The organism is Fischerella muscicola PCC 7414 (assembly GCF_000317205.1).
GTDB lineage: Bacteria > Cyanobacteriota > Cyanobacteriia > Cyanobacteriales > Nostocaceae > Fischerella > Fischerella muscicola.
Genome location: NZ_AJLK01000201.1, coordinates 23375 through 49505 on the forward strand (window position 1 = coordinate 23375; position 26131 = coordinate 49505).

Below are 26131 nucleotides of genomic sequence, written 5' to 3' on the forward strand. Positions count from 1 at the left end.
CGTTGGTTGTTGGTTGTTGGTTGTAACACAAAACAACATACAACATAACAAATGACAAATGAATTCTGTGATTGTTTTAATCCTTGCAGCTTATTTAGACTATATCATTGGCGATCCTTGGGGATGGCCTCATCCTGTGCGAGTAATGGGGTGGATAATTTCTTGCTTCAGCAAATTTGCTTTAACATATTGTTACAATCCTCTCACACAACGTTTAGCAGGAATATTATTAGGTATTTTCTTGGTCATTGGTAGCGGGATTTTTGGCTATTTGATAATACAAACTACTAAATCCCTACACCCGTTGTTGGGAATTGCCATAGAAATCATTCTCTTAGCTAGTTGTTTTGCTGCTAAAAGTTTGCGAGTCGCAGCCCAAACAGTTTTACAACCTTTAACATTAGGAAAAATCCAGGATGCTCGTTGTACCCTGAGTAACTATGTTGGTCGAGATACGGAAAATCTCACAGAATTAGAAATTTTACGAGCAGTTCTGGAAACAGTCACAGAAAATGCAATTGATGGAGTCACAGCTCCTCTTTTTTATGCAATAGTTGGTGCATTTTTGCCATTGATTGGCCCAGTTCCCTTAGCTTTGGCATATAAAGCTAGCAGTACACTTGATTCAATGGTAGGTTATCCACAAGCACCCTATACCTATTTGGGCTGGTTTAGTGCGCGCTTAGAAGATGGTTTCACTTGGATTCCTTGTCGATTAACAGTCATCACCATAGCACTGCTGTCGGGTAAACCTTTGCATGTCATCCACATTTGTCAGCGCGATGCACCTAATGATCCCAGTCCCAATTCTGGTTGGAGTGAGTGTGCTTATGCTGCTACCTTAGGTGTACAGCTAGGAGGAACTAATTGGTATCGCGGCGTGGCTAAACATAAACCTTTGTTGGGAGAAGCTACTCATCCAATCACCCCGGCTAGTATTGAGCAAGCGTTGCAAATAACTCGATATTGCTTTTTGTTATGGTTAGGGGTAATGACTCTGTTGTTATTTGCCATAAAAAGGTAATCATGAAAATAGGGAATAGGGAATTGGTAGCTTGATTGCTTCTCATTTCCTACGATTCCTGATGACTCAGTTTTTTAGTATAAAATTTGCTCGGGGGATACTGGTATATGACAATTTCTACCGTTTCTACCAAAGCTAAAGTGGTTGAGATTCTCTCATCTGAGGAACTCCGTCGTACCGTAAATCGCCTTGCTTCTCAAATTGTGGAAAAGACGCGCGATTTATCCCAGTTAGTGCTGCTTGGTATTTATACCAGAGGAGTACCCTTAGCACAACTACTAGCACGTCAAATTGAAGCACTTGAAGGTGTATCTGTGCCGGTAGGAGCCTTAGATATAACATTTTATCGCGACGACCTCGACCAGATAGGGCTGCGGACTCCTGCAAAGACCGAGATATCTTTTGATTTAACAGATAAAATTGTCGTACTTGTAGATGATGTGATCTTTAAAGGAAGAACAGTTCGTGCTGCTTTAAATGCTGTAAACGAGTATGGTAGACCAGAAGTAATTCGTCTAGCTGTACTGGTAGATAGAGGCCATCGCGAGGTTCCAATACATCCAGATTTTGTCGGTAAACAGCTACCCACGGCCAAAGAAGAAATTGTCAAGGTTTATTTACAAGATATAGATGGAACAGATGCAGTTGAACTGATTGCAGATTAGTTTATAAAAATTAAGATCCCCGTTCCCAAGGTGTGGGCAGATTTGATTTACGACGCACGCGCTATTTTGGACTCGCTAAAACTCATTTACAACATATTGCTAGTGCTTGTGCAATCAATCTAAGTCGGTTTTTTGCTTGGTCAAATCATCTGGCTCCAGTTCACACTCGCACTAGTTCTTTTGCTAGATTACGTTTTCATTGTGCTTAACTAGCAAATTATTTTCTTTAATCATTTGCTGACTCTCCAGGTACACTTGCTTGTACTTTGGTCACAGTTTCTCTTGCTAAAAAAGATACCCCTCGACCGGGTACCTTTTTCATCTTACTTGCTGTTTGTTACCTGTTTCCTCTGTTTCTTCACTCTTGGGGGGTCTGACCCCTTATTCGCCAGCTGTATCTTCAGATGGAATGGCTTTGATCTTAAAGTTCTTAACCCGAACTCAGGTTACTAAATGTAGAGACGCGATGTTCCTCGCGTCTCTACCCATCAACTACCAACAATTATTTAACTCATCGCAGCATTACTGCGGTCATAGGTTATGCGAGCATTGGGGTCTATTTTCCCTTGAGTCGGGTTCCAGTAGTGAGACATTTCTCCAGGAAGACCCAATTCTTCCCCTGCACGTTCTAGCATCGATTGTTGCCGATTTTTGATCAGCTGATAATGACGCACCATTAAAGCACGAGCTTTGTCTTGGGTAGACATACCAGAGTCCTCCCTGTTGTTTTATTTGATTGATTTGTTTATCCCTATTAATAAGATAGCAGTAAAAATCTGTATAATAAGTTACGGAATGATACATTTTAATAAAAATTCATATTTTAATGACTGCTAAGGGCAAAAGAAAAAATTTTTATTACTGTTGTTTCATCTTCATAGCCCTTTATTGGTATGGCTGGAGTGGTGAATCTTTGCCCACTCCACTAAGTATTGGTTAATGAGAAAAAATCTGGTTAATAGATCATTCTCAAGATTCAAGATTAATGAATTCATAGTTACAATTATTTAAGTTACATAAATAAAAATAAATAAAAGCCTAGCCATTCACATGTCCGACACATTGACGAAGCTGACTTATCAAACTTTTCAGCAGAGCAAAAACTACTTTGGTTTGGCTCATAAAACATTGAGCGCACGGTTGTTGAATTTAGTTTCTCCTGTTGAGCAGCAAACCAAACCCATTCCCACTGAAGTTATACCCAAACTTCAACAAAGGCTGGATAATTTACTGGAAATTGATTGGCAGGATGCACAGCAGGGTGTATATCCTACGAGCTTGCTGTTTGATAATCCTTGGCAAGACTTTTTCCAATACTATCCAGTAGTCTGCCTAGATATATTCCAAATGTGGGAACGGGCTAAGCAGAAGAAGTATCAAGACTTTCCCCCAAATGTCGAAACTTCTGGTTATCCCAGTTACTATGTACAGAATTTCCATCACCAAACTGATGGCTACTTGAGTGACTTGTCAGCCAATCTCTACGATTTGCAGGTAGAAATTCTGTTCGGCGGTACAGCCGATCCAATGCGACGGCGAATTCTTGCACCTCTCAAAGAAGGGTTAAGATTTTTTGCTGATACACCATCCCGCCAGGTACGTGTTTTAGATGTAGCTTGTGGAACAGGCCGAACTTTAAAGATGATTCGTGCAGCTTTACCGCAAGCATCACTGTTTGGTACGGATTTGTCACCAGCTTATTTGCGAAAGGCAAATGAATTGTTAAGCCAAATCCCAGGAGAGTTACCACAACTGTTGCAGGCGAATGCTGAAGAGTTACCCTACCTGGATAATTATTTTCATGCAGTGACTTCTGTGTTTCTTTTCCATGAGTTGCCGGCGGCGGTACGCCAGCGAGTCATCGAACAATGCTACCGGGTAACAAAACCAGGAGGAGTATTCATAATTTGTGACTCTATTCAGATGAGCGATTCTCCAGAAATGGAACCTCTGATGGAGAATTTCCACGAAATTTACCATGAACCCTACTATAAGCATTACATGACTGATGATTTAGTAGAGCGTTTAGAAAAAGCTGGTTTTGAGAATGTAGAAGTGCAAGTTCACTTCATGAGCAAATATTTGATTGCTCACAAGCCATTTTGATCAAGCCCCTTTGGGAGGAGCGTAAGGGTGTAAGGGGAAGAACTAGCTGCTTTCTTTTCCCTACACACCCACGCCCCTATTTCTTTTATTTGGTAATAGTAATGTTGTTTGCAACCTCAACAAAATTCTAGTTTCCCGATGCAAGATACCAGTAGCTCAACACATATAAAAGCCTGAGTAGGATATTAGGGAGTTGCTTTTTTGCCTGTTTCCCTAATGATCTACATATATCTGAAACAGATGTGCTGGCGCGGAACTGGTAGACGAAGTGACACCCTTTTCCTGATTCTTTGAGGTTTGTGATCGGGATATATTTACTTGCTTTGAGGAGTGATGCTGTTTGCAGTACGGATTTTAGTTGATTTTGCCTTCTGTTCGCAAGGGTGGAAGACCCTTTATTTACACGGAGATTACAGAATGGATACAGAGCTATTACCTGATTTTGTTGTGTCTTAATTGTTATATACTTGCTATAGAAGGTGTGTAACAGATGTTTAAGTAAAACATCGTGTTTGGGTGTAATCTGAATTCCTTGCTACCAACAAAACTACTAGCCTAAAGATGATTTTGAGTATGTGGTTGTTAGACAACAACATGCTTTTTACCAGGATGTTCCATTAAATCTCTACGGGAACCACCCTTCGCGGGACGGTTTTTGGGAGGATTGGCTTTTGAAGACAGTAACAGATAAGACACTCTTTCTCTGTCTCGATCGCGTCCACTACCCCGATAAGGAGATTTGGGCTGTTTAGATTTTGCTGAGATTAATAGGTGGGAACTAGAGTGAGATTGCAACATATTGGATAGGGAATTGGTAACTGTTTGGCTGTTGGCAGCTAAGCTGCTCAGTAACAGACCTGTAACCAAAAGTGAAATGGCAGCACGCATAACAAGTGTCTATTTTAAAACTCTTCATTTCACTGATACTGAGTTTCTTTTACTGCTTCCGGACGATTTAGGGAAAAAAGTATTGTTTTTAACTAAAAAAATATTTTGTTCAGCAATGAGTATTTTCTACTAGTAACCAATGTCCAGCATGATTGAGGCGGCCCCAAAGATTGAGTTTTTGCCCGTGGGAGAAAGCTTGTAGCTGCTCGTTGATGTGCGATCGCAAAGTCACAAGCTGCCAAATTTGGCCTTTGTATGAAGCTGGGATCGTAATTGTGAATCTGTAATCTTGCTGATCTAAGCAGTGAAAAATACCTTGAAAACAGTTAAAATGTTGTTCATGTCCAGTTTTTATACTGTCGTAAAAATACTGATAATCACAATCAGCAGGACAATATCCACTACATGGATAGGCTTCTGGATTGTCTAAGTAATAGCGTTGCCAGTGTAACCAATTCGTATCGGTGGGTGAAAGGTTGAATAACGGAATCACTGCCGCAGGTGCTATTTGATCTAGTAGTAAAGCTGTTTGTAGGACTCTAACGGGTAAATCTCTGGGCTGACAATTCAACTCTATACAAATAGCAGCAGCCATCCCTGCTGCTTGACCAATACCCATAACAACAGGTTGCAATCTAGTCGCGCCATTGGCAATATGAGACACAGAAATATTCTTTTCACATACCAATAAACCATCTGTCTCTAACGGAATTAGACAACGGTAAGGAATAGTGAAGGGAGTTCCCGTCCAGCGCCCTCCCCAACGAATGGATTTTGGTTGTAAGTCGAACTTGACACTAGGATAATGATGGTCGTTGGCGTAGTTACCAATCGCGATCGCATCTATATTTAACGCTGCTACACTACCTCCTGCTACAGGCAAAATATCCTGTTCTCTAATAGTAGTTAGCCCTACTAGACGACGACTTTCGCGGTAGTAGGGATGTAGTGCGTAAGCACTTGTTCGATTTTGGATTTGGGGAAAGATATCATTTGCTAAACCGTAGCGACAACCAAGCTGATTTTGAATATAATGAGCAAAATTCTGACTATGCCAAAAGCATTCTGTTTGAAATTCTTGTCTTGCTGCTTCAGACTGGATTAATCTGCCTACACCTTCACCGTAATCGTTACCGTGAATCGGCCAATTCATCATGAAGCTGTTTCCTGGTAAGCGACCATAGTTCAAAAAATTCTCAGCACCATAGTCATCCCAAGCACCAGCAAACAGTGATGGATCATACTTTGGTGCAGGCGGAATTTCTGGGGCAACAACTTCACCGTAATCTTGCATCACCACTACCCAGGTTGGGGCTTGCACAGGATATTTTTCTGTGAGATAATTAAACTCAGCTGGGGCGCTAATTTCTCCAAACTCCGACTGCAATTCCCAACCCCAGCGATGAGATATATCTGCCAAAGCCAGTAAATCTCCTAATTCTGTAGCGTCGAGAGTCACCTGGGCTTTAACAGTAAAATCTGCGAACCTAACGCCAGTTATACAATTTCCTTCCCGTAAAACCTCCAAAGGCACATATCCAGAAATCCAAAGCAGATTCGGTAATTCCCGCACCCAATCTGCAAAAATCTCCGCACCTACACGCGGATCATAACTAAAAAAGCTGACCCAGCTATTATCTAATCCTCCTGGTTGTCGCTGCTGCAATTCTCGTAAAAAGGCACCCCACAAACCTGTTTGAAAAGCTTCTAGTTCATTGCCATCTGGTGCAGACACACCCGCAGATGTCAGCATTCCTCCCAACCAAGAAAATTCGCTAACAAGAATAGTTTTTACTCCCCGTCGCGCCACCTGGATAGCAGCAGCAGTTCCGCCTGTTCCACCACCGACTACTAAGACATCGGCTGTGTATGTCTGATTCAGCATCTGTTAACCTCGCTGGCCTTTTGACAATTTGATATGATGCAAAAAGTAAAAATAAACATCAGTAAAATAGTCAAGCAAAAGCGACCACGAGAGCATATTATTGCTGATTTAAGTATTAATTATGCTGAAGATATATTTTCTTATGCGGTTATTCTAGAGAGCTTATAGAGTATGATTACGGCTACGATTTGGTAATGTTTACGTATGACGCAAAGCTTTTTACACACAATGAAAGCAGTAGAAATAGAAAGCGCGATCGCCTGCTTCAAAGTTTCCTGTATTAAGAAAGTTTGCAATCAGGTGGAAAAATAAAAATTTCGCTTCCTGATTGTACTGCCTTACGGTACAGAGCGATCGCATCTACGAAACGACAAAAGGTAATGGGAACCCATCTGTCCTTATAAAAAGAGATCAGGACTTTGCTAGCCGCATACTCTCCCGATGGCAGGGGATTTTTCAAAGGCGAGATCATAATTAGGTGTTTGTTAAAGTAAATTTTAAAAATCTTAACTTTACTTAAATTATGACAAAGACCCAAACTGATCTCCTTCGTTCCAGAGGTAGATAAGTAAATGTACTTGTTATTTACTTTATACTTCTAGTACTCTACCACACAAGTTTTGACAGCTTGCGAGACCTCAGACCCCCGACTTTTTTAAAAAGTCGGGGATCTAGCCAAACTGTCAAAATCAATTTGGTGAACTACTAGGTGTTTTAGAAATCGACCACCTATACACAGCGATAAAAACCATCCGTGTTCATCTGTGTTCATCCGTGTTCGACAATCATTATCCCTGCCGCTACGCCACAATCTTTTTGAAAACTCGACCACCGTACAAGGCGATGAACACCGATATGATTACCCGTTGGTGACTAGAGTTTTAACTCTCCAAGTCTTCGATTTCTTTGGGTACGCCAGCAGTCAAAACTTCATTTCCCGTCGGAGTCACCAAGACATCGTCCTCAATCCGAATGCCAATACCAACCCAACGTTGATCTATTTCTGGTTGGTCTTCTGCTGGTTTAGTATCTGGTACTATATAAAGTCCTGGTTCCACCGTCACCACTTGACCTGGTTGCAGAATTTGCGGGTTGTCGCCATGCTGGTAAACTCCTACATCATGCACATCTAAGCCTAGCCAATGGCCAGTGCGGTGCATGTAAAATGGTTTGTATTTTTCTTCCTCTATTAATTTGTCGATTTCGCCTTTGAGGATGCCGATTTCTACTAAACCTTCTGTGAGAACACGGACAGCGGTATCATGAAATAGATTATAAGGATTACCTGGTTGCACTTGAGCGATCGCTTGTTTTTGGGCTGCCAAAACAATCTCATACAAGATTTTTTGTTCTGGGGTAAATTTATCTCCTACAGGAAATGTCCTGGTAATATCTGAGTTGTAATATTCGTAGGCACAACCAGCATCAATCAGCAGTAACTCGTTGTCCTGCATCTGCCGATGATTCTCTACATAGTGCAGTACACAAGCATTGACACCAGAGGCAACAATCGAAGGATAAGCAGGCCCCATCGCACCCCGCTTGCGGAAGATGTGTTCAATTTCTGCTTGAACTTCGTACTCATAAAGTCCTGGTGCAGTAAATTGCATGGCGTGGTTGTGTGCTTCCACTGCAATGTCAGCAGCTTTACGCATGAACTCCAATTCTGCTTGACTTTTAATCAAACGCATACTGTGGAGGATGGGACTAGTATCTTCGATCGCGATCGGCCCTGTACCCCGCTTCGGATAAGTCCGCATTAAGCGTTGCCAATGATTGAGGATTTTATCGTTAAAAGCGCGATCGCGTCCTAAGCGATAATAAATGCGATCGGCTTTTTCAAGATACTGCGGTAGTTTTTCATCTAGTTCCGCAATGGGGTAAGCTTCATCCGCACCGTATATTTCCTTGGCTGCTTCTACTCCACAGCGATAACCACTCCAAATTTCCTGTTCCCTATCCTTGGGTTGCACAAACAACACAAATCGATGTTCTGGATGATGGGGTGCTAAAATTGCTACTGCTTGCGGTTCGTTAAACCCAGTCAGATAAAAGAAATCGCTATCTTGACGAAAGTTATATTCGACATCGTTGTGCATTACTGCTGTTGGCGCACTGCGAAAGATGGCAGTACCATTACCAATCTTGGCCATTAATGCTTCCCGACGCTGTTTATATTCTGTCTGCATGATTCCGCTATAAAGAACTTATCTAATTTTGTCTAAAGTTAATACTAGTTAACTACAACCACGTTAGTATTTTTTACTGACACCGCCATAACCTTACGGAGTGAAAAATTACAGATTCAAGATTAAAAATTTAGGCGAATAAATTATAAATTTTACATCTTTCATTTTTAATTAAGCGCAGCTTTTGCACCCATTTTGCAACTCAGATCGCAGAAGAGATATCGTAAAGACAGGTAGCGTGCTTGCATACTTATGATGACTAACTCAGCCGTAGCTACAGAAATTCTACCAATGGTGCTACAGTTACATCCAGCGATTCAAATGACAGATGACCAATTTTACGAACTCTGTCAGCTAAACCGGGATTTTCGCATTGAACGCAATGCCTTTGGAGAGTTAGTTATTATGCCCCCCACGGGTTCCGAAACCGATGAACGTAACTTTAACTTAATTGGTCAGTTGTGGGTATGGACAAAGCAAGATGGAACAGGAGTTGGTTTTGGATCTAGTGGTGGGTTTACTTTACCAAATGGAGCAGTGCGATCGCCAGATGCAGCCTGGATAAAAAGTACACGTTGGCAAGCTATACCAGTAGAGTTGCGGAAAAAATTTGCACCTATTTGTCCTGAGTTTGTCATTGAATTACGTTCTGATAGTGATAGTTTGCAGCTTTTACAAGACAAAATGCAAGAATACATTGAAAATGGAACACAATTAGGCTGGTTAATTGACAGAAAACAACGCAAGGTTTTTATTTACCGTTCTGGCAATATTATTGAGGAATTAGATAATCCTCAAACACTGGGTGGAGAGTCTTTATTACCAGGATTTGTTTTGGATTTAAGCCAGGTATGGTAGGTAGAAGATACTAAAAACTACTAACCCTACCCTTACGGGAAGCCACTACGTGTCTACGGGTTCGTCAGTCGCTCATGGGGGACTCACCACTAACCACTAACTACCAACAAACTTAAAATTATATTTTTGCCAATTTGGCAACATGCTAAGTCAGTTATCAGTTATCAGTTATCAAATTCAATTATTCACTGTTAACTGATTTAAAACTGTCAATGGAAAAATCAATACATTACTCGTATTTGCCAAAGGTTATTCAAAATCACAATCGATTAGATGTCCTATTGGCTCTACGCGGCTTTGCCTGTTTAATGGTAGTAATTATCCATTGTGCCCCTCCCCGAAATGCATTGATTTATCAACATTACGATTTTAGTTGGCTCATCTTTAGTCATGGTGCAGTAGCAGTTTGGATTTTCTTTTGTTTATCTGGCTATTTAATGGGAAAAGCCTTTTACACTGAGCGTTATCTTAGCGATGTCACAGGAGTAATTCATTTTTGGCGTAATCGTGCTATTAGAATTTTACCTCTTTATTATTTTGCTGTTTTGATTTTATCTATATTTGTTTATCCTGATGTTCTGAAATTTGATAATTGGGGATATCTACTGCGGGTTTGTACTTTCACTTATAATCCTTATATTGCATCTTCACCTGTAGCATTTAATGATGTTTTTTGGTCTCTCTCTACAGAAGTACAATTTTATATACTCGTTCCTTTTATCTATAATTTGAGCAAATCTTTAGTCTTCAAACAAAAGCATGTTATTGCAACAGCAATCTTAATTATATTAATAGTATTTTTCATCAAAACCTTATCTTGGTTCAGTTTCTCTTATCAAATAATTAATCAAATGGGATATGCATTTAAATATTGGTATACTCCCATCTTTAATAATCTTGATGTCTTTTTATGTGGTTTTTTGGTCAATGCATTGATTAAATATCAAAAGCCAAAATCTCACAACATAGAATCTAGATTTAATTACAGGCTATTTTGGAATCAAAAATATATAGCCTTTATCTTGATAATTTTACTTTATCTATTCACTGCTCATCACTTATATCATCAAGAATTATGGGGACTACCTAATCGTCCTGGTGGCTGGAGAACAATCACAACTATCTTTATTTTTCATCCATTAACCGCAATTATTACATCTTTTTTGATTTTTGCTTTTGAATCAGATAATTATCAGATTTACAGTAAAAATGAAAAACTATCATTTGCTTCTGTATTAAAAAATCCTCTCCGAACATTAGAAATTTTTGGAAAATTATCTTATGGAGTTTATATTTGGCATATGCCAATTTTAGGAAAAATTTATTCACTATTTACATCAAATATTCCTATTGAAGCTTTTTATCATAGACTAGTAGCAACACTGATTTTATCAGTAATACTAGCTACTGTTACATACTACTTAGTAGAATTACCAGCAACAAAATGGAAAATTTATCGTTCTTCTTCTAATTAGAGGTTATTTATAAAGCCAGTAGGGTGTGTTAGGTGCGTATTTTGATCTAGTTTTTCACGAAAAAACTTATGTGAGTGCCTAACGCAACGGCAATAAAGCGGGAGGAACATCCACGCCGCTTTTTGCCTCCCCTACTTAAGATTTACTTATTGTTCTATAAGTGTATAAAAAATAATAAATACTCAAAGATTGTTAGTACATGTTTATTATTTAACTATTAGACTCCATAAAAAAACAGTTGATAATTTGTAGATGTTTGTTTAGTTAACAATTTGTTTATAATTAGCACTCAAATCTAAAAAAAGTTATTATTTTGAACTTATTTTTTTTAAAAAATAGCTAGCAAAAGCTTGTATTTTAGGTAATTTATGACATTTATTAAGAAAATATTAAGAAGCTAAATATGTTATTAACTAACACTTGAATCAAAGAGAAAAAAACAGTTAAAAGGTTTATGACCACTTGTCTCAAACACACGCCATGTCCGATCAGATTTCTACTTCTAGTAGCGCTCCAATCTCAACAGACAAATACACAAGCAAAAGTCAATTAGAAACAGAGACTTACTCAAGCTATAGGAGTTCTTCAGATGCAAACTCTCAGCTTGATCTTCCAAATCTACAGAATCCTAATCCTGTATTCACGAGTGCGGCAATTGTATCGGATTTCAACGGTGATGGTAAGAACGACAAGTTCTGGCGTAACTCTCAAACTGGTGAAAATGCCATTTGGTTAATGGATGGCACAAACGTCGCCTCTGCGGATTTTGTCAAGACAATGGGTACAGAGTGGGATGTTAAAATCGGCGATTTCAACGGTGATGACAAGACAGACTTACTCTGGTTCAACAAAGCCACAGGCGAAAACCAAGTTTGGCTGATGGATGGTACAGCTGTTGTATCTGAAGCGTCCTTGGCAACACTAAGTCCAGATTGGACACCAGCGATCGCAGATTTCAATGGCGATCGCAAAACCGATATCCTCTGGCGGAACACAACAACCGGTGAGAACGCCGCTTGGTTAATGGATGGTACACAAGTAACCACTCCGTCTTTTCTCCAGACTGTCGATTCCAACTGGACAGCCAACATTGTTGATCTCAACAGCGACGGTAAGACAGATATCTTCTGGCGCAACAAAGCCACAGGTGAAAACGCCGTCTGGACGATGGATGGTACAAACGCCACTGGTGCATCTTTGCCCACACTAGGCACTGAATGGCAACCGACCCTGGGTGATTTTGACCTCAATTACCAAACCGACATTCTCTGGCGCAATACAGCCACAGGTGAGAACAAAGTTTGGTTAATGAACGGTACAACCGTTGCTAGTGATACTGCTCTACCTACGCTCGAAGGTTCTAGTTGGAAACCATTAATTGGTGACTTTGACGGTAATGGTAAGACTGATATCTTATGGTACAACCAGGAAACTGGCAAAAACCAGATATGGATCATGGATGGTAGCAATGTTCTCACTACAGTTGCTGCCGATGCACCCAGTGGGGCTTGGACACCTAGTATCAGTGATACCAATGGTGATGGTAAAACCGACATCTTCTGGCGGAATTACGAAACAGGTGAAAACGCCGTTGTAGTTGTGACTGGTACTGACTCTACTCCTACAGCTCTACCTACCCTTGGCAAAGAATGGTATACCTTTTAGTCCAGTAAACAGTGAACAGTTAACAGTCAACAGTGAGAATTGAATTTAATAACTGATAACTGATAACTGATCACTGATACCTGCTCGTTGACAGTAAGCGCCGAAATAAATATCTACACTGCCAAAAAATTTTCATTCATAGCGGGTTATTTTCTTGGAGAATCACTCTTGCACCTATTTTTGAACGTCAAGAAATGAAATTCCAGGGCTTTTAGCTAAACTCTACTACTCAGTCATCTTTAGATGACTTTTGCTATTAGTCTAGAACTTTAGTTCTAGGCGTACTTCAAAACAAAGTGCAAGATATGTGTGATAAAAATATCTTCAATGACTAGCTCAAAGTTTGTAGTCAGCACTTTAGTGCTTGAAAATTTCAGGAATAAAGTTCTGAGACTAACCACTAGATAGAGCGATCGCAATTTTGTGCAAGTATAAAGGCATCTACCACCCGCTTCTTATCTGAATTGTCGAATGAAGGCAGAAGGCAGAAGTTTAAAAATTTTATCAGGTTTTCCTGATAGAAAACAGCTCCACATCTACGTATTTTTGACTTTCTATTGAATTTAAAAATGTTAATCATAAACAACATTGTTAAAAGTGTTAGATGTTATTTTTTGACAAAAAAAACATTAAAAACAAGTGAAAATTTGATGAACAATTGTGCATTCACGATTCACAATTCGGCATTCCAAATTCTAAATTCTGATCTAGACTCTAACTCCTTTTACTAGCCATACACAAACATTATGTCTAACTCCAATTCTTCCTTGAATTTGTCTATAGAAACTACAGCATCAAAATATGCTTCTACAAATCTTTTTGATAACAATACCGTTCCCAATCTAAGTTTTAACCTGGGGCGTTCTTCAAGTGTCAATGATGAAAATCAATCTTCAATAGCAGCAAAAAATCCTAATCCTAATCCTAGATTCAGTAACGCAGCCATTGTTGCAGATTTCAATGGAGATGGCAAAGCTGACAAATTCTGGCGTAATTCCCAAACTGGTGAAACTGCTATTTGGCTGATGGATGGCAGCAACCCCAGAGCGTCTACTGTAACTACAGTAGATGCTTCTTGGGACTTTAGTTATGCCGATTTTAACCGTGATGGCAAAACAGATATCTTTTGGCGCAATAAAAACAGTGGTGAAAATGTAATTTGGCTAATGGATGGCACAAACATTGCTGCTCAAGCTAGTGTACAAACAATCAACCCAGCCTGGACTTATAACATTGCGGATTTCAACGGTGATGGCAAGAGTGACGTTTTGTGGCGTAATACTCAAACTGGAGAAAATGCTACCTGGTTGATGGATGGTACAAATGTCACAACTGCCGCTTTTTTACCTACTACTGATACAACCTGGACTTCTAGTGTGGTTGATTTTAATGCTGACGGCAAAAACGATATCTTTTGGCGCAACAACATCACTGGTGAAAATAAAGTCTGGTTCATGGATGGCACCAATACATCAGAATATGCTCTCAGCAAATTGGAAGGTAACTGGGAGGCTAACGTTGGTGATTTCAACAACGATGGCAACAGTGATATCCTCTGGCGTAACTACGAAACAGGCGAGAATAAAGTTTGGCTGATGAGCGGTATCTTCATCAGTGAGGGTAATTTATCTAAACAGGACTCTGCTTGGAAATCCTATATTGGTGACTTCAATGGTGATGGCAAGACAGATGTCTTCTGGCACAATCAAACGACAGGTGAAAATACCGCTTGGTTAATGGATGGCACATCAATCGGGACTGCGGCTTTCTTACCTGCGACTAGTGCATCTTGGCAACCAAACATCGGTGACTATGATGGTGATGGCAAGACAGATGTCTTCTGGCGCAATGGTGAAACTGGTGAAGTTGCAGTTTGGTTTATGAATGGCACAACTGCTAATGGTGTCTTTCTACCACAAGTCGGTACTGAATGGAGCGCTTTTTAACAGTTATTCAGTTTAAACAACCCCGAAGACAGCGCACTCTCCCCTGATCTTGCAGCTGCGAATAGTGGATCTGACCTTTACTTTAGCCCAAAAATTAGTTTGTAGAGACGTGTGATCTTGCAGCTGCGAATAGTGGATCTGACCTTTACTTTAGCCCAAAAATTAGTTTGTAGAGACGTGCCATGGCACGTCTCTACATCTGGTGGAATAACGAAAAATTTCAGTGAGAGGTGATACCCCCTTGTGTATACACGGTAACTTATCAAGGGTAGGATTAGGCACGAGTGTACTCTGTTTAAATACAAAGTGCTGTGAGTGTTTAACCAGACACAATATCAGATGTCTTGTTTGGTTGGAATCTTGATTGTTTGGCCAAGATCAAGGTAGAAAATTGGTTTATATTTGGGATCTGGGAGTTAGTTGAACTGGGTTGTTGGTAACGCAAAGTTAGCGCACATACTTTACACATATTGCCTGAAGTACCTCGCTAAAGCTACTAACTAATTTTTTTGACGATGTAGTAGTTATTTAGTATGTCGTGTTCCAGGCGTTTAACTTCAACGCTGTTAAAGCCTGCTGCTTTTAACATTTCTAGTGCTTTTTCCTCACCCCAGACAGTACCAAGTCCAGCCCCGTTCATGGCGAGAGAAACTGTCATACAATGCATACAAGAGACAGTATAAAGAAACGGGCCAGTAGGATGCTCAAGATTGCCGTCCACATAACTAGAAGCGCGAATATCTTGCATGAGATATGTACCATCAGGACGCAATGCTTGGGCAATGTTGTATAGTACTACATCAGGTTTGGCCTGGTCGTGGATGGCATCAAAGGTTGTAATTAAATCGTATTGAGCAATTTCGTCTATAGTAGCGGCGTCTTTTACCTGAAACTGAACGTTGGTTAAACCAAGATTTTGGGCTTCTGTTTTGGCTGTAGCGATCGCTTCTGTGGAAAAGTCATAGCCTGTAAATCGGCTTTGGGGGAATATTTGGGCTAGTCTATTCATAGCATGACCACTACCACAACCAACATCCAATACATCAATGCCTGTTTGTAGTGCCTCTATTGAACCTGGGACAAGGGGAAGAATAGAATCGATCAAAGCCTCTACCACTGTTTGGTTGCTTTCTTCTGCCATCACTTGATGGAAGCGCTTATAAGCTGAATAGGGAACTCCTCCGCCTTTATAAAAACATTCTATGATCTGGTCTTCAACTGTTGCCAATATTGGGATCATTTGCAGCGTTGCCGCCATATTGATGTCACCAGATCGTGTTAAGAATAAGGCATGTTCTGGGGGTAACAAGTAAGTGCGATCGCTCGGATCATATTCCACAATCCCACCCGTCACCATTGCCCCTAACCATTCGCGTACATACCTTTCATTCAATCCCGCAGTGTCTGCTATGTGCTGACTAGTTGATGCTGGCAACTGTGCTAAAGTGTCGAACAATCCTGTACGATGACCAATGGAAGTCATGAGTGCGATCGCGCTACTGTTAAGAATGCCCAACATCCCTTGAGCAAAGGCTTCTGCTTTACTTTGATCTATTTGCTGTAATGTTTGTAAAGCCATAATTTTATCTTCATTTAGGTCTTTGTGTATTCATCTTGCTTGCATGAGATATTTACGCAGTCACTAAATGAATTTATATTTCTTTACTGTACTTTTTTGTTTTACGGCTTTCCGACAATTTACTCAATGTCAAATCTATAAAATTAAAATTTTAATGTGTTAGCTCTATTTTCTTTCATCAAATAATGGAACTAGTGGTCTAGTAAGGAAACTTTATGGAGTAGAGAAATAAACCGCCAAGATGCCAAGTGCGCCAAGAGCAAGAGAAAAAGAGAAGTTGAGAAGTTAATTCTCCCAGCAAGTTAGGCTGCTAGATCACTGGCAAAACAATACCAATTAAATTAATGATAAGTGATGAATACAGGCATAAGTAATGTCAAAATACCTAAAATTACTAGGAATATTTTGGAGTACAGCGATCGCGGCTGAGATGGAGTATCGTGTTAACTTCCTTTTAGCTGCCCTCAGCAGCCTGGGCAATTTAGCAGGCAGCTTATTTGGATTATTCTTATTTTACGGACAAGGCTACACCTTTGCTGGTTGGTCGTGGGAAGCTGCTTTGCTTGTGCTGGGAATTTTTACTCTGTTGCAAGGCTTTTCGGCAACTTTTCTTGCCCCTAACCTCAATCGCATTGTTCGTCATGTCCAAGAAGGAACCCTCGACTTTGTTTTATTAAAACCAATCCCCAGTCAATTTTGGCTTTCTACCCATACTCTTTCACCTTGGGGACTACCAGATTTGGTTTTTGGTTCTATATTGGTTGCCTACGCAGGTACAAAGTTGCATTTAGGGATAGGTGACTACCTCTTAAGTACTGTGCCGTTGTGTTTTGGCTTAATCATACTTTACAGCCTCTGGTTTATGCTGGGAGCTACCAGTATTTGGTTTGTCAAAATTTATAATGTTACCGAGGTACTGCGCGGTTTGTTGGAAGCTGGTAGGTATCCAATGGTAGCTTATCCGGCTGCTTATCGCTTTTTCTTCACATTTGTGGTACCTGTAGCCTTTTTAACTACAGTACCAGCAGAAGCTATGCTAGGTCGCAGCGAAATTACTTGGATGCTTGGTGCGGGAGTGCTGGCTTTGCTGCTATTTTTTGTTGCCAATAAGTTTTGGCAATTTGCATTACGGTTTTATACTAGTGCTTCCAGTTAGCAACAGAGCGATCGCTACTCAAAATTTAACTCAAAAATAACTCCCTTATCCCTGTACTACCAATTTCCACTGCCAATGCTGCTAGTAAAAAGCCTAAAAGCTGAGTCACAATTACTTCTCCTTCAGCACCAAACCATTGATCAATAAAATTTGCCTGTCGCAAAATTAACCAACTGACGAACATTGCCGCAACAATACCCACGATCACGCTAATATGCGGATTGGGAGACTCTGACATCAGTAACATCACGGTAGTAAGTGTACCAGGCCCTGCTAGGAGGGGTAAAGCCAAAGGAGTAATTGCCACATCACGCTCTTTGTCGATTACTGGAGTATCCAAGTCGCCTTGGAGCATTTGTAAAGAAATTAACAATAGTAGTAGACCCCCAGCTACTCTTAATGATCCCATGCTGATATCCAAGTAACTTAAAATAAATTGACCACCAAAAGCAAAGATTAAGAGTACTGCTATTGCAACCAAAATAGCTTTATCTATCACCTTATTTCTTTGTTCTGGTTCCATACCTTTAGTGAGAACTAAAACTACTGGTACATTGCCGATCGCATCAGCAAGCACAAAAACAGCAACAAAAGTTTTGATTAGAACAGACGCATCCACAGTAGACAGAAATTATCAAAATTTTATAACAACCTAACCTGAATGTAGGTTTTTTTCCAAGCATCCAGGGGAAGAGGAGGTGGAGGGATGGGGAGATCGGGGCCCCCACTCCCCTAAGGGAGTGGGGATTAGGGGCAATGGGGGGCTAGGGGTCCCCACTTTGTGGTTGGGGGGCAATGGGGAGGTGTGAGGAGTATGAGGGATGTGAGAAGTGGTAAACAACTAACTACTGTACAGACGTGCCATGGCACGTCTGGTACAACAACCAACAACCAACAACCAACAACCAACAACCAACAACCAACAACCAACAATCAACAATCAACAACCAACAACCAACAACCAACTCTTGACTGTTGACTCTTGACCCTTGACTATTAACTATTAACTATTAAATAGCTGTTAAATCTATGAAATCTTATTTAGCTGCTGCTATTCAAATGACAAGTGTGCCTGAACTAGAAAAAAACTTGGCACAAGCAGAAGAATTAATTGATTTAGCTGTGCGTCAGGGCGCTGAGTTGGTGGGTTTGCCAGAAAATTTTCCTTATATGGGAGAAGAGAAAGACAAACTTGCTCAAGCTGAGGCGATCGCACATAAAACAGAAGCATTTTTGAAAACGATGGCCCAGCGTTATCAAATTACCATTTTGGGTGGTGGCTTTCCCATTCCTGTAGAAGGCACAGGCAAAGTTTATAACACTGCTTTACTTATTGATCCTAACGGGCAGGAATTGTCGCGTTACCGCAAGGTACACTTATTTGATGTTAATGTTCCTGATGGCAATACTTACAGAGAATCCACCACGGTGATGGCTGGCACAGAACTACCTTCAGTTTATGCTGATGAATTGCTAGGAAATATCGGACTTTCTGTTTGTTACGATGTTCGTTTTCCTGAACTTTATCGCTATATGTCATCCAAGGGAGTGGATGTGATTTTTGTACCTGCGGCTTTTACTGCTTTCACAGGCAAAGATCATTGGCAGGTGCTGCTGCAAGCCCGTGCAATTGAAAATACCAGTTATATCATCGCCCCAGCTCAAACAGGAATCAACTATAACCGCCGTCAAACCCACGGTCATGCAATGATTATCGATCCGTGGGGAGTAATTTTAGCTGATGCTGGAGAAAAACCAGGAGTTGCGATCGCAGAAATTAACCCGTCACGACTAGAACAAGTCCGCCGTCAAATGCCTAGTCTGCAACATCGGATATTTTAAGGATTAATTATGAATTATTAATTATAAATTATCAAAAGGGTGAAGGCTGAAGTATTAGTATTTATGCTTCTGCTTCCTGCCATCTGCCCTCTGCCTCCTGCCCTCAGCATAGCTGCCTCCTTCATTACCCATTTTTCGGAAATTGAGAACTTCGTGGTGGTGGCAAGTTTGGTTGCAACTGCTGTCTGCCGTTGTGAACTATTCGCAACATATCGTGAAGTTGTTCTTCGATACTCTCGAGAACGCTATCGGCATATTCATCTGCACCTTGTTCGATCGCTTCTGCTTCTGCGATCGTTGCTTGTCGCATTTCCTCTAATTCTTGCTGACACTGGCGGCGTTTACGGTCAATTTCTTCGAGAGTCTCTTGTAACATTGCTTCACATTGTTGTTGCACTTGTCGCCGTAGTTCTGCGGCTTCTCGTTCTGCTTGTCTGAGAATGTCGTTGTCATCCAATATTTGCGCTCTTTTGGCTTGTGCGGCTTCTACTATTTGCTGTCCGTAATCTTCTGCCTGCAACAAGATTTCTTCTTTTTGTTGCAATATATCTGTTGCTTGGGCAAAAGCAGTCGGTAAACACATTCGGATAAAATCAAGCTGATCGAGCAGCTTTTCTTCATCTACTAACGTGCGCCGCGTCAGGGGAATGTGAAAGCTAGCGAGAATCATTTCTTCCAAACGATTGAGTTCCATTTGAATATCTATGCTTGCCGTTGGTGTAGATTCTTCATAGGAACTCTGTTCGTTCAATTCTTGTGGGGTTAAACTGCTTCCGTTTTGACTTGGTTCGATACGGGATGGTTTTGGGCGTAGCATTGGTAAATATCCAGGGCAATGTGCGGGGGAACAAGATGATCAACGGAGCCACCAAATCTTGCAATCTCTTTTACCACACTACTACTTAAAAAACTATACTCATTAGATGTTGCCAGAAAAACAGTCTCTATATCTATAGAAAGAGTTTTATTGATATGAGCCATCTGTAACTCAATTTCAAAGTCTGAAATTGCTCTTAGCCCCCGCAGTAAAACAGCAGCTCCCCGCATGTGGGCATAATTAACAGTCAAACCATCAAAAGCATCAGCTTCCACATTCGGTAAATGCTCAACAGAGTGGCGAATCTGTTCTAGCCTTTTTTGGATGCTAAACAGTGGCGTTTTATTAGGATTTCGCAGTACAGCAACAATTACCTTCGTAAATAGACGACTACCACGTTGAATGATATCTAGGTGTCCCAAGGTAATGGGGTCGAAACTTCCTGGATAAATGGCAATCACAATTTAACGACGCCTCACAGTTGTTTAGGTGATTATATCTAATCACAGTTCATTATTCACAGAGGTAAGTTTTTGTTTTAGAAATTCTCACAATCGCCTACAAAAAGGCCAAAGGGTTGCAAATTAGGTGATCGCCAGACAAAATATTAAACTTTGTAAACTAGTTTTGATATTTTATCTACCTAAGGCGATCGCGAACGAACAGCTGGAATCGTCGGAAAATTAGGTCGAATCAATATTCAGCCGGGGAACTCTTGCAAAAGTTGCTTCAGGGTGAAGGGATAAGGGTTCAAGGAATTTAAAAACCCTTTTTCCTTCACCCTTTAATCTTTACCGAAATTTTTTCCTTTCTGATTGAGCTAATAGAACTTAGAATCTAAGCTGTGGCTTTAGTAGTTAGTAGTTGTTCGTTGTTTGTTGATTGTTGTTTATCGCAACCAACTACCAACAAACACTATCTACTCACCACAGACAATTCAAAACTCAAGACTTTTAAATATTCTTTTTAGGTACTTCTGCATGGCATTGGATTTTTCCGCCTTGCCCTTGGCGTTTGTGTTTACATCTCCTGGCCCGATTTTTGTGAAAATAGGGCCGATTATTATTCGTTGGTATGGTTTGTTAATTGCATCAGCAGTCTTAATTGGCGTGACTCTTTCGCAATACCTGGCAAAACGTCGGAATGTGAATCCAGAGTTACTAAGTGATTTGTCAATTTGGCTAGTGATTGGGGCAATTCCAGCAGCAAGACTATATTACGTTTTGTTTGAGTGGCCAGAATATGCCCAGCATCCGGAGCGGATTATCGCTATTTGGCAAGGTGGTATTGCTATTCATGGGGCGATTCTAGGAGGTCTTCTGGCAGCTTTAATCTTTGCTAAACTCAAGCGGGTCTCTTTTTGGCTGCTGACAGACTTAGTGGCTCCTTCATTGATTTTAGGGCAAGCAATCGGACGTTGGGGTAATTTTTTCAATTCGGAAGCTTTTGGCGCTCCGACGAATTTACCCTGGAAGCTTTATATTCCCCCAGAGCGTCGTCCACCAGAATTAGCTAATTTTGAATATTTTCATCCCACTTTTCTATATGAATCACTGTGGAATTTAATGGTATTTGCCTTGTTGATGACATTGTTTTTTAGAGGGCTGCGGGGTAAACCACGCTTAAAAACAGGCACGTTATTTATGGTTTACTTGGCAACCTATAGTCTGGGACGCCTGTGGATTGAAGGTTTACGGACTGATAGCTTGATGCTTGGGCCATTACGAATCGCACAAGTGGTAAGCTTAATCGGCATTATTTTGGGATTGAGTGGCTTAGCGTGGCTATATATCGCTAAACGTCCATTACCAGATGTTGTTTCACCTCCCCAAGATTGAGGAAGTGGGGAGGTGGGAGGAGTGTGAGAAGCTACCCACCTCCCAATCCCCGATCCCTAATTCATCCTTTGCGCTTGTTGTAACAATTGCTCGGTTTTGTTTGCCCATTCGAGATTATTCTGAGCTTTATACAAATCTCTGGCAAATTGTAATACTTGTACTGCATCTGCGTATTGCTGCAATTGTATAAAAGCTAATCCCGCACCGTAATAAGCATTGGGATAATTAGAGTTAGCTTCAGCAGATTTTCTAAAGGCTTCTAGGGCATCTTTTGATTTGCCTTGACTATACAAAAGTGAGCCGAGACTATAATAAGCTTCTGGATATTTGGGATTTATTTGTATTGCTTTGCGAAAGGCATCTTTAGCTTTATCGAGTTTGTTTTGCTGAAGATAACATATGCCTAGATGATAAGCTGGTTCTGGTGCATTTTTGCTGTATTCCATCGCTTTTTTAAAGGATGCGATCGCTTTATCCCAATCTTGCTGCTGTTCTCTCACCAATCCTAAATTGTAATGAGCCACACCCAATTTGGGATCAAGTTCTATTGCTCTTTGTAAATAATCATTTGCCTGTTGTAAATTATTGCCTTCTAACAACGCGCCGCCCAAATTCGCATAAGCTAAAGCAAACTTGGGATCGGCTTGGGTGGCTCGATAAAATGCATCCGCAGCAGGTTGTAATTGTCCAGCTTGCCGCAGTGCTAAACCTAGATTGTAATGTGCTGGGGCGAGATTGGGATCTAATTGGGCAGCTTGGCGGAAATAGGCGATCGCATCTTGTATTCTCCCTGTCTGCACAGCCTGTAATCCCTGATTTAAATAGTCTGTAGCGTTGCTAGGAGCATTCTGCACTAATAAAGAGGGAGGAAGAGCAAGACTAGGGGAAGGTAAGAGAATGATTCCACTTATAAATATGAAACTCGCCCATGTCTGGAAGTGATATTTATAGAGTTTAACTCGCATATACTTTGCTATCTCGCAACTGCGTTTAGTTACGTTTTATTAACAAATATTTGCTTGATTTTGCAATCTTTTTACTAAACTTTAATTTTATATAAATAAATTCGTAGATTTTAATTTTTAATGACCAAAATCTTACAACAAAATACGATTGTTTGCCGGTTGGTTAAAGGCGAGTTAATGTCAATTTAAAGGCGAGATAATTTCCTAAATAACGGTTTTGAACTCTTCATAACTCAAATATAAGGCGGTTATGGACATAAGACCGCAAAGGAGTTTTTATGAACGAAAAAGTGAAATCGGGTTCGCGAAATGTAGCAATTGTCGGCCCTTATTTGAGCGGGAAAACAACTTTACTAGAAAGCTTGTTATTTGTGACAGGTGCTATTTCTCGCAAAGGCAGCGTTAAGGATGGTAACACAGTCGGCGATAGCTCTCAAGAAGCACGCGATCGCCAAATGAGTGTAGAAGTTAGCAGTGCAAGCACTGAATATAATGACACTCGCTTCACCTTTATTGACTGCCCTGGAAGTGTAGAATTTGCTCAAGAAACTTACAACGCTCTAATTGGAGTTGATGCGGCAATTGTAGTTTGCGAACCCATCAATGATCGCGTCCTCACCCTTGCTCCTCTATTTAAATTCCTGGATGACTGGGAAATTCCCCACCTAGTCTTTGTCAACAAAATGGATCGGGCGAATATCCACGTTTTGGAAACGCTGCACGCCCTCAAAGCGGTTTCTAGCCGTCCCCTCGTCGCGCACCAATACCCAATTATGGCAGGGGAACAGCTAATTGGTTTTATCGATTTGGTTACTGAACAAGCATATCATTACCATTCTGGCGCGCCTGCTGACCCAGTTCCATTTCCCGAAGAACTAAAAGAAGAAGAACACATTGCTAGAGCAGAAATGCTCGAAGCTTTAGCAAATTTTGACGACCACTTACTAGAAGAACTTTTAGAAGACATTGAACCGCCCCAAGAGGAAATCCTCAAAGATTTAAAAATGGAATTAGGGGCAGATTTAGTAGTACCAGTATTCTTTGGTGTTGCTGAACAAGATTACGGAGTTAGACCCCTACTAGAAGCCTTAGTACGAGAAGCACCTGAACCAGAAACCACAGCCGAACGTCGCTTAAGTAAACAAAAAGATGGCGCTACCATAGCCCAGGTGTTAAAGACCTATTACACTCCTCAAGGCGGAAAACTTTCCCTAGTACGGGTTTGGCAAGGTAAATTAACCGATGGCATAGTCCTCAACGGTGTCCGCGCTGGTGGTATTTATCGTCTCATGGGGCAACAGCTACAACAAGTTAACACAGCAGAGGCTGGAGAAATTGTCGCTTTAAGCCGGATGGAAGGTATCAAGACAGGAGATACAGTCTCTAATAATGCTGCCAAGGAATTGCCTAAAACTGGACAACTAGAACCAGTTTATGCCCTGGCGATTATTCCCGAAAAACGCAACGATGAAGTGAAGCTAAGTGGTGCGATCACCAAGTTGTTAGAAGAAGACCCGTCTCTTGCTTGGGAACAACACGGCGACACCCACGAAGTAATCCTCTGGGGACAAGGCGAAATTCATTTACAAGTGGCACTAGACCGCCTGCGCCGCAAGTATAATTTGCCGATGACAACTCACTTGCCACAAATACCTTACAAAGAAACTATCCGCAAACCAGCTTCATCAGTTCACGGACGCTACAAACACCAAAGTGGTGGTCACGGTCAGTTTGGCGATGTTTATCTCGATATCAAACCATTAGGACGGGGTGAAGGTTTTAACTTTAAGGAAACTATTGTTGGTGGCGTGGTTCCCAAACAGTATATTCCCGGAGTGGAAATGGGTGTGCGGGAATTTTTAGCACACGGGCCTTTGGGTTTCCCGGTTGTAGATGTGGCGGTAACTTTAACCAACGGTTCTTACCACACGGTCGATAGTTCCGAACAAGCATTTAAGCAAGCTGCCCGTGTAGCAATGCAAACCGGAATTACCCAGTGTCAACCTACCCTCCTAGAACCAATTCTGCGGGTGCAAGTCACAACCCCCAGCGAGTTCACCTCGAAAGTTATGCAGTTGGTGACTGGTAGACGGGGGCAGATTTTAGGTTACGAAGCCATCCATGATTGGCAAGGTTGGGATAGTATTACAGCCTACTTGCCTCAAGCCGAGATGCATAACTTTATTGTAGAGTTGCGATCGCAAACTCTCGGTGTTGGTTCGTTCCACTGGGAATTTGACCATCTCCAAGAAGTTCCCGATAAACTGGCTGAAAAGATTCTGACTACTAACGGTGGTAATGGAGGTAATGGTAACAGCAAATAGTTTGGGATTCAATTCAACGCTTTTTCAGAGTTATTGATTTTGGGACACCCATTATGGGTGTCTTTAATTTTGTTTTTCATTCCAGCGATCGCATTTTACTTTGAGCATCCCTGTTTCATTGTCTACTAAACTCAGTGATTCACACTAATTGTTTTCTAGAGAAACTCCAGTTTTCAAGATGGATAAGGTTTACTTAGGAAATCGATACCAGCGATCAATCAGTGAAATCAAGTAGAAGCTATACAAAAGATTGTTACTGTATTAGTAAGCTAATACCAATTATATGTGAAGCTGCATAGAAATGATGCTTATCTAGCAGGGCTTTAGCTAAATGAATCTAGAGCTTTAACAATCCAAACAATTGACCTACAGTTAATTGTAAATTCCCAAATAAATCAGGAACTGGTAATATTTCTTGCTCTTCTTGTAAAATTTCAGGTTGTTGTCCTGGTGGGTAAATTAAAAGCGATCGCTCATCTGGATCGATCAACCAACCCATACGACAGCCCTGTTTGAGACAATGTAAAATATTACCAATCACTTTTGTCGGACTTTGGTCCGGTGATAAAATTTCGATAATCCAGTCTGGAGCAGCTTTAAAAACATTCGCTATATCTCCATTTTCATCTATTGGAATTCGCTTCCAAGCAAAAACTGCTACATCCGGAACAATTGAACGTCCACCAAATGTACACCGCAACTCTGGAAAAGCAAGAGCAGTCTTCTTTGGCTTGACTACGGCATTAATAGAACTAACTAATTCACCTTGAAGAATGCTATGCTTTCCTTGTGGCATGGGTTTTTGAATTATTTGTCCGTTAATATATTCACTAGCTGGTTTAGTTTCTGGTAACTTGAGAAACTCTTCCAAAGTTAGGGTTTTAGTTGGTAGCTGTACCATATGTCTTA

General features: G+C 40.8%; 23 protein-coding genes. 12 read left to right on the forward strand and 11 right to left on the reverse strand.

The features are described 5' to 3' along the window. Positions 1 to 58 precede the first annotated feature (58 nt). Together cbiB and pyrR are read left to right on the forward strand one after the other, a co-directional pair. Positions 59 to 1024, forward strand: coding sequence for an adenosylcobinamide-phosphate synthase CbiB (gene cbiB, locus UYI_RS0130510; protein WP_016870481.1), 966 nt, complete (start codon positions 59 to 61; stop codon positions 1022 to 1024). 107 nt (positions 1025 to 1131) lie between these two features. Beyond that, positions 1132 to 1689 carry a bifunctional pyr operon transcriptional regulator/uracil phosphoribosyltransferase PyrR gene (gene pyrR, locus UYI_RS0130515; RefSeq protein ID WP_016870482.1) on the forward strand — a complete coding sequence of 186 codons (558 nt, stop codon included), beginning with the start codon at positions 1132 to 1134 and terminating at the stop codon, positions 1687 to 1689. A 506-nt stretch (positions 1690 to 2195) separates the two neighbouring features. Here pyrR and UYI_RS0130525 read toward each other — a convergent pair. After that, complete coding sequence (locus tag UYI_RS0130525; protein WP_016870485.1) at positions 2196 to 2396, reverse strand: hypothetical protein; 201 nt, start codon at positions 2394 to 2396, stop codon at positions 2196 to 2198. Between the two features lie 343 nt (positions 2397 to 2739). On the opposite strand from UYI_RS0130525, the gene UYI_RS0130530 reads away from it, so the two are divergent. Continuing rightward, positions 2740 to 3795 carry a class I SAM-dependent methyltransferase gene (locus tag UYI_RS0130530; RefSeq protein ID WP_016870486.1) on the forward strand — a complete coding sequence of 352 codons (1056 nt, stop codon included), beginning with the start codon at positions 2740 to 2742 and terminating at the stop codon, positions 3793 to 3795. Positions 3796 to 4377: 582 nt separating this feature from the next. On the opposite strand, the gene patX is transcribed toward UYI_RS0130530, so the two are convergent. From patX to pepP, 4 genes are all read right to left on the reverse strand, one after another. Then, the gene (gene patX, locus UYI_RS0130535) at positions 4378 to 4683 is read right to left on the reverse strand and encodes a heterocyst-inhibiting protein PatX (protein WP_016870487.1); all 306 of its coding nucleotides are present in this window, start codon (positions 4681 to 4683) and stop codon (positions 4378 to 4380) included. 109 nt (positions 4684 to 4792) lie between these two features. Next, positions 4793 to 6568 (reverse strand): FAD-dependent oxidoreductase, encoded by a 1776-nt coding sequence (locus tag UYI_RS0130540; RefSeq protein ID WP_016870488.1) that lies wholly within the window; start codon positions 6566 to 6568, stop codon positions 4793 to 4795. A gap of 280 nt (positions 6569 to 6848) precedes the next feature. Beyond that, the gene (locus UYI_RS35465) at positions 6849 to 7040 is read right to left on the reverse strand and encodes a hypothetical protein (RefSeq protein WP_071588901.1); all 192 of its coding nucleotides are present in this window, start codon (positions 7038 to 7040) and stop codon (positions 6849 to 6851) included. A 409-nt stretch (positions 7041 to 7449) separates the two neighbouring features. Further along, entirely contained in the window at positions 7450 to 8757 is a 1308-nt protein-coding gene (gene pepP, locus UYI_RS0130545; protein ID WP_016870489.1) for a Xaa-Pro aminopeptidase, read from the reverse strand. Between the two features lie 252 nt (positions 8758 to 9009). Here pepP and UYI_RS0130550 point away from each other — a divergent pair, with 252 nt between their 5' ends. The 4 genes from UYI_RS0130550 to UYI_RS0130565 all read left to right on the forward strand — a co-directional run bounded on the left by UYI_RS0130550 (position 9010) and on the right by UYI_RS0130565 (position 14701). Then, positions 9010 to 9615: a Uma2 family endonuclease gene (locus UYI_RS0130550; RefSeq protein ID WP_016870490.1), complete on the forward strand. Its 606-nt coding sequence runs from the start codon at positions 9010 to 9012 to the stop codon at positions 9613 to 9615. Between the two features lie 212 nt (positions 9616 to 9827). Then, complete coding sequence (locus tag UYI_RS0130555; protein WP_016870491.1) at positions 9828 to 11090, forward strand: acyltransferase family protein; 1263 nt, start codon at positions 9828 to 9830, stop codon at positions 11088 to 11090. Between the two features lie 480 nt (positions 11091 to 11570). Continuing rightward, positions 11571 to 12755, forward strand: a complete 1185-nt coding sequence (locus UYI_RS0130560; RefSeq protein ID WP_016870492.1) for an FG-GAP repeat domain-containing protein — start codon at positions 11571 to 11573, stop codon at positions 12753 to 12755. A 746-nt stretch (positions 12756 to 13501) separates the two neighbouring features. Then, the gene (locus tag UYI_RS0130565) at positions 13502 to 14701 is read left to right on the forward strand and encodes an FG-GAP repeat domain-containing protein (protein WP_016870493.1); all 1200 of its coding nucleotides are present in this window, start codon (positions 13502 to 13504) and stop codon (positions 14699 to 14701) included. A 496-nt stretch (positions 14702 to 15197) separates the two neighbouring features. Here UYI_RS0130565 and UYI_RS0130570 read toward each other — a convergent pair whose 3' ends face one another. Next, positions 15198 to 16280, reverse strand: a complete 1083-nt coding sequence (locus tag UYI_RS0130570) for a class I SAM-dependent methyltransferase (RefSeq protein ID WP_016870494.1) — start codon at positions 16278 to 16280, stop codon at positions 15198 to 15200. 373 nt (positions 16281 to 16653) lie between these two features. On the opposite strand from UYI_RS0130570, the gene UYI_RS0130575 reads away from it, so the two are divergent. Then, entirely contained in the window at positions 16654 to 17436 is a 783-nt protein-coding gene (locus tag UYI_RS0130575; protein WP_016870495.1) for an ABC transporter permease, read from the forward strand. Positions 17437 to 17461: 25 nt separating this feature from the next. On the opposite strand, the gene UYI_RS0130580 is transcribed toward UYI_RS0130575, so the two are convergent. Further along, positions 17462 to 18055, reverse strand: a complete 594-nt coding sequence (locus UYI_RS0130580; protein WP_016870496.1) for a MarC family protein — start codon at positions 18053 to 18055, stop codon at positions 17462 to 17464. A 244-nt stretch (positions 18056 to 18299) separates the two neighbouring features. Between UYI_RS0130580 and UYI_RS39910 the strand changes: the two genes are divergently transcribed. Both UYI_RS39910 and UYI_RS0130590 read left to right on the forward strand, forming a co-directional pair. After that, positions 18300 to 18422, forward strand: coding sequence for a hypothetical protein (locus UYI_RS39910; protein ID WP_016870497.1), 123 nt, complete (start codon positions 18300 to 18302; stop codon positions 18420 to 18422). 43 nt (positions 18423 to 18465) lie between these two features. Then, positions 18466 to 19278 (forward strand): carbon-nitrogen hydrolase family protein, encoded by an 813-nt coding sequence (locus UYI_RS0130590; RefSeq protein ID WP_016870498.1) that lies wholly within the window; start codon positions 18466 to 18468, stop codon positions 19276 to 19278. Between the two features lie 124 nt (positions 19279 to 19402). On the opposite strand, the gene UYI_RS0130595 is transcribed toward UYI_RS0130590, so the two are convergent. Together UYI_RS0130595 and coaD are read right to left on the reverse strand one after the other, a co-directional pair. After that, on the reverse strand, positions 19403 to 19972 hold the full coding sequence (locus tag UYI_RS0130595; protein ID WP_026086276.1) for a hypothetical protein: 570 nt from the start codon (positions 19970 to 19972) through the stop codon (positions 19403 to 19405). 68 nt (positions 19973 to 20040) lie between these two features. Continuing rightward, a complete protein-coding gene (gene coaD, locus UYI_RS0130600) occupies positions 20041 to 20556 on the reverse strand; it encodes a pantetheine-phosphate adenylyltransferase (RefSeq protein WP_016870500.1) in 516 nt (171 codons plus the stop codon). Between the two features lie 519 nt (positions 20557 to 21075). Between coaD and lgt the strand changes: the two genes are divergently transcribed. Next, the gene (gene lgt, locus UYI_RS0130605; RefSeq protein WP_016870501.1) at positions 21076 to 21933 is read left to right on the forward strand and encodes a prolipoprotein diacylglyceryl transferase; all 858 of its coding nucleotides are present in this window, start codon (positions 21076 to 21078) and stop codon (positions 21931 to 21933) included. Positions 21934 to 21989: 56 nt separating this feature from the next. On the opposite strand, the gene UYI_RS0130610 is transcribed toward lgt, so the two are convergent. Further along, positions 21990 to 22898 carry a tetratricopeptide repeat protein gene (locus UYI_RS0130610; RefSeq protein ID WP_016870502.1) on the reverse strand — a complete coding sequence of 303 codons (909 nt, stop codon included), beginning with the start codon at positions 22896 to 22898 and terminating at the stop codon, positions 21990 to 21992. Between the two features lie 278 nt (positions 22899 to 23176). On the opposite strand from UYI_RS0130610, the gene UYI_RS0130615 reads away from it, so the two are divergent. Next, positions 23177 to 25222 (forward strand): elongation factor G, encoded by a 2046-nt coding sequence (locus UYI_RS0130615; protein ID WP_016870503.1) that lies wholly within the window; start codon positions 23177 to 23179, stop codon positions 25220 to 25222. Positions 25223 to 25559: 337 nt separating this feature from the next. Here UYI_RS0130615 and UYI_RS0130620 read toward each other — a convergent pair whose 3' ends face one another. Continuing rightward, positions 25560 to 26123 (reverse strand): Uma2 family endonuclease, encoded by a 564-nt coding sequence (locus UYI_RS0130620; RefSeq protein WP_016870504.1) that lies wholly within the window; start codon positions 26121 to 26123, stop codon positions 25560 to 25562. Positions 26124 to 26131: the final 8 nt, after the last annotated feature.